Raw genomic sequence first — 15,646 nt, forward strand, 5'->3', positions numbered from 1 at the left:
AAGCATGAAAAAGATCATCATAAGCAGTTGTATTTTGCTTTTCTGTATCGCCACGATTTCGGCACAAAGGAATTACAAACGTGAATTTGCTGTCGGTGCGAAATTCGGAACTACTTTTTCACGAGTAACTCTCCGTCCGAGTGTGCGACAAAATTATGAAATGGGCTATATGGGAGGAATATCCGCACGATATATCGAAGAAAAATACTTCGGTTTTATTGTCGAATTAAATTTTACTCAGCATGGATGGAAAGAGAATTTCAGCGATGAAGGAGATTATAGTTATAGCCGAAAACTAAATTATATCGAACTACCATTCATGACTCATATCTTTTTTGGAAACAAAGTTTTTCGCGGATTTGTAAACTTAGGACCGCAAGTAGGTTTTCTTATATCGGATAAAGAAATAAGCAGTTTCAATTTGAAAGAACTTCCACAATTTTCTCAAACATGGGAATCTACACAATACAACATGCCCATTGCACATAAATTTGATTACGGCATTTGCGGAGGAGCAGGAATCGAGATCAAAGCCAAGAAAAACAGTTTCATCCTCGAAGGGCGATACTATTTCGGGTTAGGAGACTTTTTCAAAAATCGTAAAGTCGATTATTTCTCGGCATCATCTAATCAGACTATTTCCGTTGCATTGTCCTATATGTTCAACCTGAAATAACAACCGTTGTCTTTCGTTTCTAATGAAAAGTATCATCATAAATAACCAGTCTCACGTATCCTATTCTGAATTTAAGAGCTTATATTCAAGCAGTTTTCCAATTTTCGAACAGAGAACTGAAGAACAACAAAAGATCGCTTTTTTACATCCTCAATACCATCTAATTGCTTACGCCGAAGGAAACAAATTTATCGGCTTCATTTCTTATTGGGAATTTCCTGCCTACATATACATCGAACATTTTGCCGTGAACCAATCATTAAGAGGGAACGGTATAGGCAGCAACCTTTTAAACAAGTTTATTGGGGAACATTCCAAAATCATCATACTGGAAATCGATCCCATCACAGACAAGATTTCTACTGCACGATTAAGATTTTATCAAAAATGCGGATTCTTCACCAATGATTACCATCATATTCACCCGGCATACAGAAAAGAATTTGAAGGACATTCTTTAATAGTTTTATCGACAAAAAGAATGATAACAAAAACCGAATACGATTTATTTCATAATGATCTGAAAACTGTAGTAATGAAATAGAAGTTATTTTGAGGGATAAAAGTAAAACCGATCATTACAAAATGCGATCATCTATTTGAATAATAAAAATAAATACAAGAGACTATTTCAAAACGAAACAGTCTCTTGATACCATCCAACTATAAATATTGAAAGAGCTCAATAACTATCGGCATGAACTCCTTTTACCGCACGACCTGAAGGATCGTTCAAATTTCTAAATGCCTCGTCCCAAGCCAACGCTTCAGCCGTACTACAAGCGACAGATGGAACAGACGGAACTGTCAACGCCGCACTCCTACTCGGGAACAGTTCTTCGAATACCGAACGATAATAGTATTCTTCTTTATTCATAGGGGTTTGTACGGGAAATTTTTCGGATGCATGAGCCATTTCTTCATCCGAGACTAAATTTGAAGTCAACTGTTTTAACGAATCGATCCAACTATACCCGACGCCATCCGAGAATTGCTCTTTCTGCCTCCATACAACCTCATCCGGCAACATATCAGAAAAGGCTTCCCGCAAAATTTTCTTTTCAATAACTTTTCCCGGTGACATTTTAGCTTCGGGATTTAATCTCATGGCAACATCAAGAAACTCTTTATCAAGGAAAGGCACACGCCCTTCAACTCCCCAAGCTGATAAGGATTTATTAGCGCGCAGACAATCATATAGATACAATTTACTAATTTTTCGTACAGTCTCTTCATGAAAAGCTTTTGCATCCGGTGCTTTATGGAAATAGAGATATCCTCCGAATACTTCATCCGCTCCTTCTCCGGACAATACCATCTTAATCCCCATTGACTTGATAACTCGAGCTAAAAGATACATCGGTGTCGAAGCTCTTACTGTAGTCACATCATAAGTTTCGATATAATAAATAACGTTCCGTATAGCATCCAATCCTTCTTGTACCGTATAATTGATTTCATGGTGAACCGTCCCGATATAGTCCGCGACTTTTTTAGCAGCCTTCAGATCCGGAGCGCCTTTCAAACCTACAGCGAAAGAGTGCAGTTGTGGCCACCAGGCATCCGTCTTACTGTCATTCTCTATCCGTTTTGCCGCATATTTTTTCGCAATAGCTGAGATTATCGAAGAATCCAAGCCTCCGGACAATAAAACTCCGTAAGGGACATCACTCATCAACTGCCGTTGTACAGCAGCTTCTAAAGACCTCTTTAAATCAGATATATCGACCGGGTTGTCTTTTACAGCATCATACTCCATCCAATCGCGAACATACCAACGCACTTGTTTTTTCTCTTTACTATAATAATAATGCCCCGGTAAAAAGGGTTCATAATGAACGGCATACCCTTCCAAAGCTTTCAACTCTGAAGCTACCATAATATGTCCGGCATTATCTGTACCTATATAGAGAGGGATAACCCCTATCGGATCACGGGCAACCAGATATTCATCTTTTTCCTCATCATATAACACAAAGGCAAATATCCCGTTCAGATCCTCAAGAAAATGAATTCCTTTTTTCCGATACAAAGCAAGTATCACCTCACAATCGGAACCCGTCTGAAATTCATACTCACCTTTTAACTGTTCACGAATCGCCAAATGATTGTAAATTTCACCATTCACCGTCAAAATGATTTTTCCGTCTTTACTCTTAAGCGGTTGTCCTCCTGACTGAGGATCTACGATCGAAAGCCTTTCATGCGCAAGAATCGCTTTCTCTCCGGTATAAATACCGGACCAATCCGGACCACGATGCCGCAACTTGTCGGACATTTTCAAAACTTGAGAACGTAATTTCGTTACATCTCCTGAAGCTATATCTAATACTGCTACTATCCCACACATATCATTTATTGTTATTTGGTTATTTTAAATATCGGTCTATGGCTTCAGCTGTCTTCTTTCCGGCAGCCATCGCTTTTACTACCAAACTTGCCCCCGTAGTCGCATCGCCACAAGCAAAGACCTTATCTACATTGCTTTTTTGTAAAGAATCGACAGCTATATTTTTCCGAGCATCCACAGTAAGCCCCAACTCGGAAACAATTCCCTCCAATGCAGGGTGTACAAAGCCCATTGCCAAAAATACCAAATCGGCATCAATGACCTCTTTTTTACCTGTCGGAAGCATCTGCATACGGCCATTTTCATCTCGTTTCCAAGTCACTTCTTCTACCTCTACGGCCTTTAGCCTATTCTTTTCACCGATAAATCTGATAGCATTCAACAACCAACGCCGTTCACAGCCTTCTTCATGCGAACTACTTGTTTTCAACACCATAGGATACATAGGCCAAGGTGTTTGCGGATTATCATGTACCGGAGGTTTCGGCATAATTTCTATCTGCGTTATTTTCGCAGCTCCATGACGATTGCATGTTCCGACACAATCCGAACCAGTGTCTCCACCCCCTATGACCAAAACTTTTTTTCCTTTAGCCGAAATCAAATCTTCAGATTGCGGAATAATACCTTCTAACACTCGATTTTGTTGTCCGAGCAATTCTAACGCAAAATATATACCTTTCATATCTCGTCCCTCAATCGGCAAATCTCTCGGGACTTCCGCACCGATTGCTATACACACGGCATCATACTTTTCAACCAAATCTTTTGCCGGAATATCTTTTCCGATTTCTGTATTCAAGACAAAATTGATTCCTTCTTCTCTCATAAGGCGAATACGGCGATCTATTACAACCTTACTTAATTTAAAGTTCGGAATACCGAAACGAAGCAGACCTCCAGGCAGCTCATGTTTTTCATACACGGTAACTTCATACCCTTTATGATTCAAACGATTCGCAACAGTAAGACCTGCTGGACCAGAACCGACCACAGCGACTTTTTTTCCGTTACGCTTCAGAGATACGGGTTTTACATATCCTTCCCTAAAAGCGGCCTCCATAATAGCGGCCTCGTTTTCCCGGATCGTGACAGGCTCATCCGCACTTAATTTCAACACACAGCTTTTTTCACATAATGCGGGACAGATGCGTCCTGTAAATTCCGGGAAATCGCAAGTTTCCGCCAATATCATATAGGCCTCCCGCCATTTTCCCCTATAAAGCAAGTCTTGCCATTCAGGTTGTTTATTCCCGACAGGACAAGCCCAATGGCAAAACGGCACACCGCAATCCATGCAACGAGATGCCTGATTTTTCCGATCAGCGCTATTTAATGTTTGTTCCACTTCACTAAAATCTTCGATACGATCATGTACCGGACGATATCCGGCTTCTTGCCGGTGTATAGTAAGAAATGCTTTCGGATTTCCCATTATATCTATTTTTTAACAATTCATCTAATAAACAACTAAAAATTAAGATATTGAAAGAGTATCAATAATCTCTTTGCATGTCAGCAATCTTCTGCTGCAATTTACGCATCTGCTCTTCCTGCAAGACTTTTTTATATTCAATAGGAACAACCTGAATAAATTGATCTGCATACTTATCCCACTCGTCAAGCATAACTTTTGCTAATTTACTCCCCGTATAATAATAATGCATACGGATCAGTTCGTGTAGCTCTTTCCGATAGCAGCTTTCTTCAATCAAAGATAGCTCTACCATCTCCATATTGCAGAAATAATCGAAATCATTATTTTTATTCCAAACATAAGCAACTCCGCCACTCATTCCGGCAGCGAAATTCCGTCCGGTAACACCTAAAACCACAACTCTTCCTCCGGTCATATACTCACAACAGTGGTCGCCTACCCCTTCAACAACCGCTATTGCTCCTGAATTGCGAACAGCAAAACGTTCTCCGACACGTCCATTTATAAACACCTCTCCCGATGTAGCGCCATAGAGTAATGTATTTCCTGCAATCGTATTCTCTTCAGCGATAAATGTAGAACGTATTGGAGGCATCAGGCTGATGCGTCCTCCACTCAATCCTTTCCCAAGATAGTCATTCGCTTCACCTTCGAGTTTGAAATGAACTCCATTTACCAAAAAAGCGCCGAAACTTTGTCCTGCAGAACCTTTGAATTTTACGTTCAACGTATGTTCAGGCAAACCTTCTCTTCCATATAAAGAAACAATGTGTCCCGACAACATAGCTCCTACAGAACGATCGGTATTGGCAATCGTATAATCTAAAGATATTTCTTTCCGAGATTCGATTGCCGCTGCAGCTTGTTGAATTATCTCTCTATCCTTTACATGATCGATACGATGATCTTGACTTTTTATCTGCCGAATTGCCGTCATTGCAGCTTGTTCAGGGAAATAAGTCAACCGTGAAAAATCGAGCAGGTCATACTTTGGGTTACTACGTATATCCTTTCTTTCCAACAAATCGGCACGTCCGATAATTTCATCTAAACTTGTAAATCCCATTTCTGCAAGATATTCCCGAACTTCTTCTGCAAGGAACGTAAAGAAATTCACCAAATATTCATGACGACCGTGAAAACGTTTGCGTAACTCTTTATCTTGTGTAGCAACTCCTACCGGACATGTATTCATGTGACACTTGCGCATCATAACACACCCGAGAACAATCAAAGCTGAAGTTGCAAAGCCAAACTCTTCTGCCCCAAGAAGAGCCATCAAGACAATATCCCTTCCGGTTTTCAATTGTCCGTCGGTTTGTAACCTCACCTGTCCGCGAAGTCCGTTCAATACGAGTGTTTGCTGAGTCTCACTTAACCCGATCTCAGGAGGCATACCGGCATATCTGATAGAACTGGCAGGACTAGCTCCCGTTCCTCCTTCAGCACCTGAAATGATAATTCGATCGGCCTTGGCTTTAGCAACTCCGGCAGCAATTGTTCCGACTCCGCTCTCAGAAACTAACTTGACGCTTATTTCCGCTTTGGGGTTCACATTTTTCAGGTCGAATATAAGCTGAGCCAAATCCTCAATCGAATAAATATCATGATGCGGTGGCGGAGAAATAAGGGAAATACCGGGAATGGAATGACGCGTCTTTGCAATGACTTCGTTCACTTTATAACCAGGCAGTTGTCCGCCTTCTCCGGGTTTAGCCCCTTGTGCCACTTTTATTTGTATTTCATCGGCATTCACCAAATATTCTGTCGTAACACCGAAACGTCCGGAAGCGACCTGTTTTATTGCCGAACGCATGGAAAGTCCGTTTTCCAAAGGAACGAAACGAACGGGATCTTCTCCTCCTTCTCCAGTATTACTACGTCCGCCAATTTTATTCATTGCCAAAGCTATTGTCTCATGAGCTTCTTTACTGATAGACCCGAAACTCATTGCTCCTGTAACAAAACGCTTCATAATATGCGAAACGGGTTCTACATCTTCGATAGGAATAGGATTCTTTTTAAACGTTAGAAAATCGCGTAAAAATACAGGATCACTCTTTTCATCGACACTATGTGTATATTCTTTAAATTTCTTATAACTGCCTAAACGTGTAGCTAACTGCAAAGCAGATATCGTTTCCGGATTCCATGCATGCTTTTCTCCGTCTTTACGATATGAATAAACTCCCCTATTCGGCAGAAAAGCACCTACATCTCCACCAAAAGCATCCCAATGAAACGCTGCCACATCAGAAGCGATCTCATCTAAACGAATACCTCCTATCGGTGTTGCCGTAGAGCCGAAATAACTCTTACTCAACTCGGCAGATAAACCGACTGCTTCGAATATTTTAGCTCCTCTGTAACTTCGGATCGTAGAAATGCCCATCTTGCTCATTACTTTGAAAAGGCCTTTACATATAGCTTTTACATAATTTTTTTCTGCCGTTTCGTAATTTAACTGGATTTCTTGTTTCCGAACCAATTCATCCAACACGGCAAAAGCCATATAAGGATTAATGGCACTTGCTCCATATCCCAATAATAAAGCAGCATGCATAACTTCTCTCATTTCTCCGGTCTCGACAATCAATGCCGTCTGAACACGCTTCTGTACAGAAATCAAATGATGATGTACTGCAGAAAGAGCTAATAATGAAGGTATAGGCGCATGTACTCTATCAACATTCTTGTCACTCAATACAATATAATTTACTCCATCATCGACTGCTTGTTCGGCACTCTTGCACAAATGATCAAGAGCATCACGCATACCGTTCTTTCCTTCAGCTACCTCATAAAGCATAGGTAACTTTATCGTATTGAAACCTTTGTAACGAATATTACACAGGATATCCAACTGAGTATTGCTCAATATGGGATAATTGAGTTTTACCATTTTGCAGTGAGATTCGCTCGGAACAAGAATATTGTTACCGACAGCTCCGATATACTCTGTCAGGCTCATGACCAGCTCCTCTCTTATAGGATCGATCGGAGGGTTAGTTACTTGTGCAAATTGTTGACGAAAATAATTATATAATAATTGCGGACGAGAAGACAATATTGCCAGAGGGGTATCATTTCCCATCGAAGATACAGGCTCTGCACCATTCACACTCATTGGTATGATAACACGCTCTATATCCTCTCGTGTATAACCAAATGCTCGTAACATACGGTCATAGTCGGTCACACGATGTTCAACTTTACGCCCGGATTTCAACTCATCAAGTTCAACCCGGTTAGCTGCCAACCATGTTCGATAAGGGAAAGCCTCTGCCAATTGTTTTTTTAACTCCCCATCATAATATATTTTCCCCTCTTCGGTATCGACCAATAATATTTTACCGGGCTGTAACCGCCCCTTTTCTTTTATCTCGTTCGCCTCAAAATCCATAACGCCGACCTCCGAAGCTACCACCATCATATCATTTTTAGTAATAAGATAACGAGCCGGACGTAGTCCATTCCGATCAAGCATTCCACCGGCATAACGTCCGTCCGAGAATAAAAGCGCAGCCGGACCATCCCACGGTTCCATAAGAATGCTATGGTACTCATAAAAAGCCTTGAGATCTTCGGATATAGGATTTTTTTCATTGAAACTTTCCGGTACAAGAATAGCCATTGCATGCGGAAGGCTCAATCCCGACATCACTAAAAATTCTAATACATTGTCCAATGAGGCACTGTCACTCATACCCGGCTGTATGATAGGACGAATGTCTCCTATATTATCTAATGCGGGAGATTCCAAAACACTCTCCCGAGCATCCATCCAAGCCCGGTTTCCCCGTATTGTATTGATCTCGCCATTATGAGCCAATAATCTGAACGGTTGAGCCAAACTCCATGTCGGGAAAGTATTGGTACTGAAACGAGAATGTACCAACGCCAAGCCGCTCGTGAAATAGTGATTAGTAAGATCGGTATAATAATACCTTAACTGTAAAGAGGAAAGCATACCTTTATAAATAATACTTCGGGAAGAAAGCGACACGATATAAAAATCCTTTTGTATCGTGTCATCCGACAAACGTATTTTCTTTTCAATCCGCTTACGAATGAGATATAACTTTTTCTCCAACTCTTGCTGATTATTACACCCTGTAATAAACACTTGACGCACATCAGGTTCTGTTGCTAAAGCCTCACGACCTAATATAGACGAATTTACCGGAACTTTTCTCAAATGCATCAATGTCAATCCCTCCCGCTCTATCTCGTCAATCATGATACTCAATATCATGTCCTGCAATTTTACATCTTTAGGAAGGAATATTAGCCCAGTACCATATTTCCCTTTTTCCGGAACTGGAATTCCCTGTAACAAAATAAACTCATGAGGAATCTGAAGCAAAATTCCTGCACCATCCCCTGTCTTATTATCAGCACCTTCAGCTCCTCTATGTCTCATATTCTCTAAAACCTTAAGAGCCGAATCGACCAAATCATGAGATTTGCCACCATGAATATTTACCAACATCCCGACACCGCAAGCATCATGCTCATAAGAAGTATCATACAGACCTCTTTCAATATTAATTTGATCCACTTTTTTCATTATTAAAATCATTTTGTTTTAATATAAGCAATAATATTAGCAAAATGTATTACAAATGTATTATTTTATTTCTTTATGAAATATCAGAAGTAAAAAAATCAATATAAAAAATATTTGTAAGAGAAACGGGTGGTTATATTTTAAAATATTATAGCATCAATTTATATAAAACATAAATTAAAATAGGATACTTTATAACAGATTGTCAAAATATAATTTAAGAAGAAAAAATATTAGCAAGAATCAAAAGTCAGTCTAAAAATTTGAACATATATTTTTCCAATGAAGAATTTAGAGTAGTTCTATCATTATTGTAAATTAGACAGTTATAAACAAAAATTCAAAAAAGTATATATAGAATTTGCAGAAACGAAAATAAAGCGTACCTTTGCAACGCATTTGGAAAAACAAATGCCCGCGATGATTCGCTAGCTCAGCTGGTAGAGCACAACACTTTTAATGTTGGGGTCCTGGGTTCGAGCCCCAGGCGGATCACTGAAAACAAAAGGAAAATAGAGCAAATCCCTGATAATCAAGCATTATCGGGGATTTCTTTTTTCTGGCAAATAGCAAAAAAACGCACTTTCAGGCATATTATCCGGGTCTAAATCGTGGGACTTTTTTTTCTCCGGTTTTAGTCCCACGATTTAGCTTATTTCTCATTGGTTTACAGCGTTTTGCATGGTTTTATTCTGGAAGGGAATACATAGTTTTGTAATTCTAAAAACGATGTGAAAATGGAAAGGAAGACTTTCAGCGTTTTGTTTTTTATCAAAAAGAGTAAGCTGCTGAAGAATGGAGAAGCGCCTGTTTGTATGCGTATTACGGTGAACGGCTGCATGGTGGATATTCTGGTAAAGCGCAGTTGTCCGGTAAATTTCTGGAATCAGGCGAAAGAGTGTTCTAGGGGGAAAGATCGGATGTCGGCAGAGTTGAACCGTTATCTGGCACTAACCCGTTCACGCATTCACCAAATTTACCGGGAGTTGGAAACGTCCGGAAAGACTATTACCGCCGACCTAATCCGTAAACTTTATTATGGAGAGGATGAAGGGAATAAAACCTTATTGCAGGTTTTCGGTGAACATAATGCGCAATGCCGTAATTTAATCGGCAAGGATTTTGTGAGTAAGACTGTACAGCGCTACGAAACGACTACACGTTACTTGTCGGAATTTATCAGAAAGGAATACCGGGTTTCGGATATTGCTTTGAATGATTTGGAGGCGGATTTTATTTCCCGGTTCGATGCTTTTTTAAAGATTGAGAAAGGTTGTGCGCAAAATTCGGCGATTACTCGTTTGAAGAACCTGAAAAAGATTATTCATCTGGCTTTGAAAAACGACTGGATCAGGAAAGATCCTTTTGCTTATTATCGGTTTAAGATTGAAGATACCGACCCGGAGTTTTTGACGATGGACGAGATTAAGGTTATTCTCAGCAAGGAATTTCCGATTAAACGTGTATCTCAGGTGCGGGATATTTTCGTGTTTTGTTGCTTTACGGGTTTGGCTTTCAGCGATGTAAAGGAGTTGTCTTCCGAACATGTGGTACGGGATAATAACGGCAATTTGTGGATCAGGAAAAAAAGGCAGAAAACCAGTGTTATGTGCAATATCCCGGTTTTACCGGTTGCGGCTTCGATTCTCGATAAGTATAAAGAAGTGGCGGGATGTACCGGTAAATTGCTGCCAGTATTGTGTAACCAACGAATGAATAGTTATTTGAAAGAGATTGCGGATATTTGTGGTATCGGTAAGAATTTGACAACGCATGTAGCGAGGCATTCTTATGCCACATCGGTTTGTCTGGCTAACGGGGTGAGTATGGAAAATGTAGCGAAGATGTTGGGGCATGCCGACACGTCTATAACCAAACACTACGCCCGGGTATTGGATCAGAGTATTTACAGGGATATGGAAAAGGTAAATAGTTTTTTATCTGATCTGGCTGTTTAGGTAATGGCGACGGACAACTTTTAGGGTTGTCCGTTTCTTTTTTTCAACTTATAGGGGCGGAAACATCCGCCCTTCATTGTTTTGGCATTTTTTCGGAAGATGATTATTTTTCGTTTTCCCGGTATGTTTCTATTTGCGATTTGCAGACTTCCGATACCACATCCCGCAATCTTTCCACTTTGGGGAGTATGGCATCGATATCTTCTTTTGTCACTACGAATTTAGGATTGTATCGGGCTTCGACATAGGCGAGCCGTAACAGCTCGAACAGCCGTTTTTCCTCCTTGGTGTTCCGGGGAAAGATTTTTCGCAGTTCGTCGGAGTATTTATGTGTCGCACCTAACAGTTTAGACAGATTGTGCTGTTTGCTGTTTTTTAGGGTATGGACTAATCGTAATGTATAAAACAGGTTTTCACAGGCTTGATGTAAATAAAAGGAGGCTCTTTTATAATTTCCTCTGCTATATGCATTAGCAACATCAACTAAAAATTCATTAGCTTCTTTAAACTTCTCATCAAAATACTCCTGCGCCTGTTGCCGGATTTCCTCAAAGTCGAGTTTCCGGGCACGTTCCAGTTTGTAGTTTCCACTATCGTATAACATAATTCCCTCTTTCTTTACATCGGTATAGAAATATCGCCCTTCCGACAGGTCGGAGTTCAGCTTCTCTATATCGTCATTAATAAATTGTATAGGGACTTGGTGATCGGGGCGTTTATAATACATCTGATCTACCGAATCGAGTATCTGCCCCGCTTCTTTCACATCGCTTTTGCTGGTTACCACCAGTATGTCATAGTCACTCATAAATGAGGTGAGGATGCCGAACTCGTCCCTTTCGTCATATTCTACATAAGTTCCTCTGGCGTAGCTTCCGTACAGGATGATCATTTCACACCGGGGAAGATTTTCTAACACCAGCGAAACGATTTGCTGTAGATCCTTACGGGCATATTCAGGCAGACGGGAAGTCGAGGTTTTCATCAGGAATCCTTTTTATGTTAAACAGGGTAAAGATACATGATTTTTTTCTTCTTTCGTTCCCGTCATTGCGTGAATTTCAGAGTTGGGGCTGTTTCTTTTCCCGGATGCCCAGCCACTCTTCCACTTTCCACCAGAGCATAACGGCCTGTCCGCTGAATCTCCACCAGCATACGGTAATCATTAAAGGTTTGTCGTAATCATACAGGTTCCTTATCTGCCAGTGGGGAGATTCCAGGGTGAATGTGAATTCGTGTCCGGTACGCAAAAGAAGGTGCAGTCCGACGGGAGTTTCCATTATGTATATGACCGACTCATACGGGATCGATTCTTCATATATCCCATAGGCGTAAATGAACTGCAATAGCTTTTGATAATAGCAACGTCTCTTTGGGAAAATGATTTCCGTATCGGACAAAGTCAACCCGTAATGCCTGAGATAAGGGCGTAATTTATCACAGACCTCGAGTTTTGAAACAGCCGGAAGTCTTTTCATGTAGCATAAAGCCCATTTCCTTTTTAAGATATTCATACGATAAAGATTTGAGTGAAACAATATCGATGCGTTTGTATCGAGCATCAGCCACTCCATCGTGCCGCATGACCGTTGTTTGTTTCCAAAATCTTTTGGGGTATGAATATTTTCGGGAAAAGGTTTCGCCCCGGAAACTACAAAAGAAAAAAGAAAGGTTTATTTCATGTTTTTTTACTCGGGTATGTGTGTCTGGTGTTTCCGGGGCAGACGGGTTATTAATAAAGAAGCGTGGAAACTATTGCTATTCTCCACATCTTAGGTATCGCCAGACACCGCCCAAGCAGATAATAAACAATAGCTCCACGCCTTTATTGCATGTTTAGAACATACACAGGCACGGAACGGTTATTGTTTATTATTCTTGCTTGGTTTAAAACTGGCGATTTTAAGATGTAAGAATAATAAAAAACGCTTCTCCGAAAGACCGCCCATTTCTCCGGGCAGCACGTTACAAATATAGAAAGAATTACGGATTATTCAAACGCTATAGAAAAGTTATTAAAAATGGATTAACGTTCGAAAGAATCACGATGCCGGGTTGTCCGTCCCTCCGGCTGTATCTCCGGCCGGAGGGCTGGCAATACAGCCGGAGATACAGCCGGAAGGATAGCCGGACAATCAATCAAAAGGTTTATTGTAGTTCACCGTAAGAATTCTTTCAATATCCGACTCCCGGTACAGGATCTTCCCTTCGAGACGGTAAAAGGGAAGTATTCCCCCGTCCCGGTAATCCTGCAATGTCCTCCGACTGAGATGCAGCAGTTCCGACAACTGTTGGTTCGTCAAATACCGTTCACTTCCCAGAGCAGGACGGCATACCCTACCCAGTTCATCCAGTCTGCCCATTAAACCCTCTGCTCTTGCAAAGAACTGTTTCACTTTTTTATTTTTCATACTTACATACTCTTCCATATATTCTTATTTCAGATTTTTGTCCTCGTTTAAAAATTTCTCGATATCCCTTGTCCGATAATAAATTTTCTGACCGATCCGGGTAAAGGGCAATTTCCCTGTATTCCGGTAATTCTGTAACGTTCGTTTGCTGATATTCAACCGCAAACATACATCCTGATTATCCAGATACTCCTTTGCGCCTTTCACTCTATACACGTCACAAACCTCCTCCACCTTATCCGTCAGCCGTCTGAACTGTTCAGCAACCTTTTCTATAACCTTCTCTTCCACCATAAACACATTCATTTCATCTGTTTTTTAAGTAAATAACTCCGTTTCCGGTTCGAATATAGAGACGGTATTTCACTTTCGACAGCATTTGCTGTACGCCGGCTTCACAAGTCCGTCTAAGTCGTCATATGTCGTTACTCCCGCTGTGTACTATGGGCAAACCCGGTCGGTCAGGCACACTATATACGGTCGTATCCGTTGTTTCGGGAAAAACGAAGCGAAACGCAGTATAAGCGGACATGCTTAACCGATATTCAATAAAACCTATCTGTTACGTGCCGCCGATCCGCTTTATTTGCCGGGAATTTTAAAAATACAGACGTATGAAAAAGAAATTTCCAGATGGAAAAAGTTCTAATCCCGCAGAAACGAATGAACAAGCGTACCCGGTTGCACGGGTATGCCGTTTTCTTTTATCCTCTTTTTTAGAGAAAGAGCAAGGTTATGTTTTCGTAAACAAAAACCGCCTTGCTTTGCCCCGGGCAAAGGGAATCCTCTCCCGGTGGTCGCAGATTTGAGAATGAATATTTTAAGAACCGAATGTATTTTCTAATGAAGGAAAACAAGAAGAACGGACGTCCGAAAATTGAAGCTATCCGGCAAAAATCCCGGATAGTCTCTACACGCCTGACGGCAGACGAATTGATATTGGTAACGCAACGGGCGGAACAGGCGGGAGTAAAACTCAGCCGATATGCCAGAGAGATGCTTTTGAAAGGGAAGATCGTACAACGCATAACCCCCGAAGACGCAAAAACGTTACGTCTGCTTGCCAATGAAGCCAACAATATCAATCAGCTCGCACATAAAGCCAATGCCGAAGGCTACGAGCCGATGATGAAAGTAAACGCTTATCTGGCGGTGAAAATAAACGACATCATAAAACGACTCTCCGATGATTGGAAAAATAACAAAAGGCGGTAGTTTCAAAGGGTGCGTAAAATACGTGCTGAATAAAGAGAAAGCCGAACTGCTCGCAGTAAGCGGAGTATTGATGGGAGACGCAACCACGATAGCCGAAAACTTCGAAGCGCAGCAACAGTTAAACCCCGAAATAAAGAAACCCGTAGGACACATTTCGCTAAGTTACTCGCTACAGGATGCCGACCGCTTAACGGACCGGGGAATAGCCCAGCTGGCACAGGAATATATGGAAGAAATGGGAATCGGAAACACCCAGTTTATCATCGTACGGCACAACGACACCAAACACCCCCATTGCCATATCGTCTATAACCGCATCGGCAACGACGGAAAAGTGATCAGCGACAAGAACGACTTTTACCGCAACGGGCAGGTTACGAAAAAGCTGAAAGAGAAATACGGGCTGACTTTCGGAAAAGGAAAAATGCAAGTGAATCGAAACAAACTCAAAGAACCGGACAAGACAAAATACCAGATACACCGGGCGGTTTCAGCCGCACTGGTTAAGTCCAAAAACTGGGATGAGTTTATAAAGGCGGTTTACAAACAGGGAGTGAAAATGCAACCCAAGTTTAAAGGAAATACAAAAGAGATACAGGGAATCTCTTTCGAGAAAAACGGTTATTCTTTTAAGGGTTCGGAGATAGACCGGAAATTCAGTTTCGCCAATCTCGATAAACTAATTAAACAGAATGCGGAAACAAATGCGACCCGAAGAGTCCCGGTAAATTATACTTCTTCCGGTACTCTTATTCAACAGACCCGGTACGAGACCCGATATACCCCGCCACCTGTGGAAAACATCGTCCAAACTTTCTCGAATCTGCTCGACGGATTTTTCGAGCCTTATTACAGCCCTGCGCCGGATGATTCTCTAATTAGGGATATGGAATGGAGAGTGAGGATGAAAAAGAAGAAGCTGGGGAAGAGGATATAATATTCGAATATATATACATTATTTAAAAAATATTCAATAAGCTGTTGTATTTTAATGGTTATTTTAATATATTTGCAATATTCATTTTATT

Annotated in this window: 13 protein-coding genes and 1 tRNA gene; 7 read left to right on the forward strand and 7 right to left on the reverse strand. The window is 41.0% G+C overall.

Annotation, left to right across the window (positions count from 1 at the left end; genetic code table 11):
• The first annotated feature begins 4 nt into the window (after positions 1-4).
• Both QUE35_RS02665 and QUE35_RS02670 read left to right on the forward strand, forming a co-directional pair.
• Positions 5-676 (forward strand): porin family protein, encoded by a 672-nt coding sequence (locus tag QUE35_RS02665; RefSeq protein ID WP_022389966.1) that lies wholly within the window; start codon positions 5-7, stop codon positions 674-676.
• A 22-nt stretch (positions 677-698) separates the two neighbouring features.
• A complete protein-coding gene (locus tag QUE35_RS02670; RefSeq protein ID WP_022601232.1) occupies positions 699-1,220 on the forward strand; it encodes a GNAT family N-acetyltransferase in 522 nt (173 codons plus the stop codon).
• Positions 1,221-1,358: 138 nt separating this feature from the next.
• On the opposite strand, the gene asnB is transcribed toward QUE35_RS02670, so the two are convergent.
• From asnB to gltB, 3 genes are all read right to left on the reverse strand, one after another.
• Positions 1,359-3,026 (reverse strand): asparagine synthase B, encoded by a 1,668-nt coding sequence (gene asnB, locus QUE35_RS02675; RefSeq protein ID WP_022601231.1) that lies wholly within the window; start codon positions 3,024-3,026, stop codon positions 1,359-1,361.
• 19 nt (positions 3,027-3,045) lie between these two features.
• The gene (locus QUE35_RS02680) at positions 3,046-4,461 is read right to left on the reverse strand and encodes a glutamate synthase subunit beta (protein ID WP_022601230.1); all 1,416 of its coding nucleotides are present in this window, start codon (positions 4,459-4,461) and stop codon (positions 3,046-3,048) included.
• Between the two features lie 61 nt (positions 4,462-4,522).
• Entirely contained in the window at positions 4,523-9,034 is a 4,512-nt protein-coding gene (gene gltB, locus QUE35_RS02685; RefSeq protein WP_031258610.1) for a glutamate synthase large subunit, read from the reverse strand.
• Between the two features lie 422 nt (positions 9,035-9,456).
• Here gltB and QUE35_RS02690 point away from each other — a divergent pair.
• Positions 9,457-9,529 (forward strand) — tRNA-Lys (locus tag QUE35_RS02690).
• 242 nt (positions 9,530-9,771) lie between these two features.
• Complete coding sequence (locus QUE35_RS02695; protein WP_022601228.1) at positions 9,772-10,992, forward strand: site-specific integrase; 1,221 nt, start codon at positions 9,772-9,774, stop codon at positions 10,990-10,992.
• A gap of 103 nt (positions 10,993-11,095) precedes the next feature.
• On the opposite strand, the gene QUE35_RS02700 is transcribed toward QUE35_RS02695, so the two are convergent.
• The 4 genes from QUE35_RS02700 to QUE35_RS02715 form a co-directional block, all read right to left on the reverse strand.
• A complete protein-coding gene (locus QUE35_RS02700) occupies positions 11,096-11,977 on the reverse strand; it encodes a HEPN domain-containing protein (RefSeq protein ID WP_022601227.1) in 882 nt (293 codons plus the stop codon).
• Positions 11,978-12,053: 76 nt separating this feature from the next.
• Positions 12,054-12,506, reverse strand: a complete 453-nt coding sequence (locus QUE35_RS02705) for a hypothetical protein (RefSeq protein ID WP_147404859.1) — start codon at positions 12,504-12,506, stop codon at positions 12,054-12,056.
• A 621-nt stretch (positions 12,507-13,127) separates the two neighbouring features.
• A complete protein-coding gene (locus tag QUE35_RS02710) occupies positions 13,128-13,421 on the reverse strand; it encodes a helix-turn-helix domain-containing protein (protein ID WP_022601223.1) in 294 nt (97 codons plus the stop codon).
• A gap of 6 nt (positions 13,422-13,427) precedes the next feature.
• Positions 13,428-13,709 (reverse strand): helix-turn-helix domain-containing protein, encoded by a 282-nt coding sequence (locus tag QUE35_RS02715; RefSeq protein ID WP_031258609.1) that lies wholly within the window; start codon positions 13,707-13,709, stop codon positions 13,428-13,430.
• Between the two features lie 308 nt (positions 13,710-14,017).
• Between QUE35_RS02715 and QUE35_RS02720 the strand changes: the two genes are divergently transcribed.
• From QUE35_RS02720 to QUE35_RS02730, 3 genes are read left to right on the forward strand one after another with little or no spacing between them, the layout of a single operon-like run.
• On the forward strand, positions 14,018-14,212 hold the full coding sequence (locus QUE35_RS02720) for a hypothetical protein (RefSeq protein WP_022601221.1): 195 nt from the start codon (positions 14,018-14,020) through the stop codon (positions 14,210-14,212).
• Between the two features lie 34 nt (positions 14,213-14,246).
• Positions 14,247-14,618 carry a plasmid mobilization protein gene (locus tag QUE35_RS02725; RefSeq protein ID WP_022601220.1) on the forward strand — a complete coding sequence of 124 codons (372 nt, stop codon included), beginning with the start codon at positions 14,247-14,249 and terminating at the stop codon, positions 14,616-14,618.
• The gene (locus tag QUE35_RS02730; RefSeq protein WP_022601219.1) at positions 14,590-15,555 is read left to right on the forward strand and encodes a relaxase/mobilization nuclease domain-containing protein; all 966 of its coding nucleotides are present in this window, start codon (positions 14,590-14,592) and stop codon (positions 15,553-15,555) included. Before QUE35_RS02725 ends, QUE35_RS02730 begins: the two co-directional genes overlap by 29 nt.
• Positions 15,556-15,646: the final 91 nt, after the last annotated feature.

Origin of the sequence: Coprobacter fastidiosus (genome assembly GCF_030296935.1) — a bacterium.
GTDB lineage: Bacteria > Bacteroidota > Bacteroidia > Bacteroidales > Coprobacteraceae > Coprobacter > Coprobacter fastidiosus.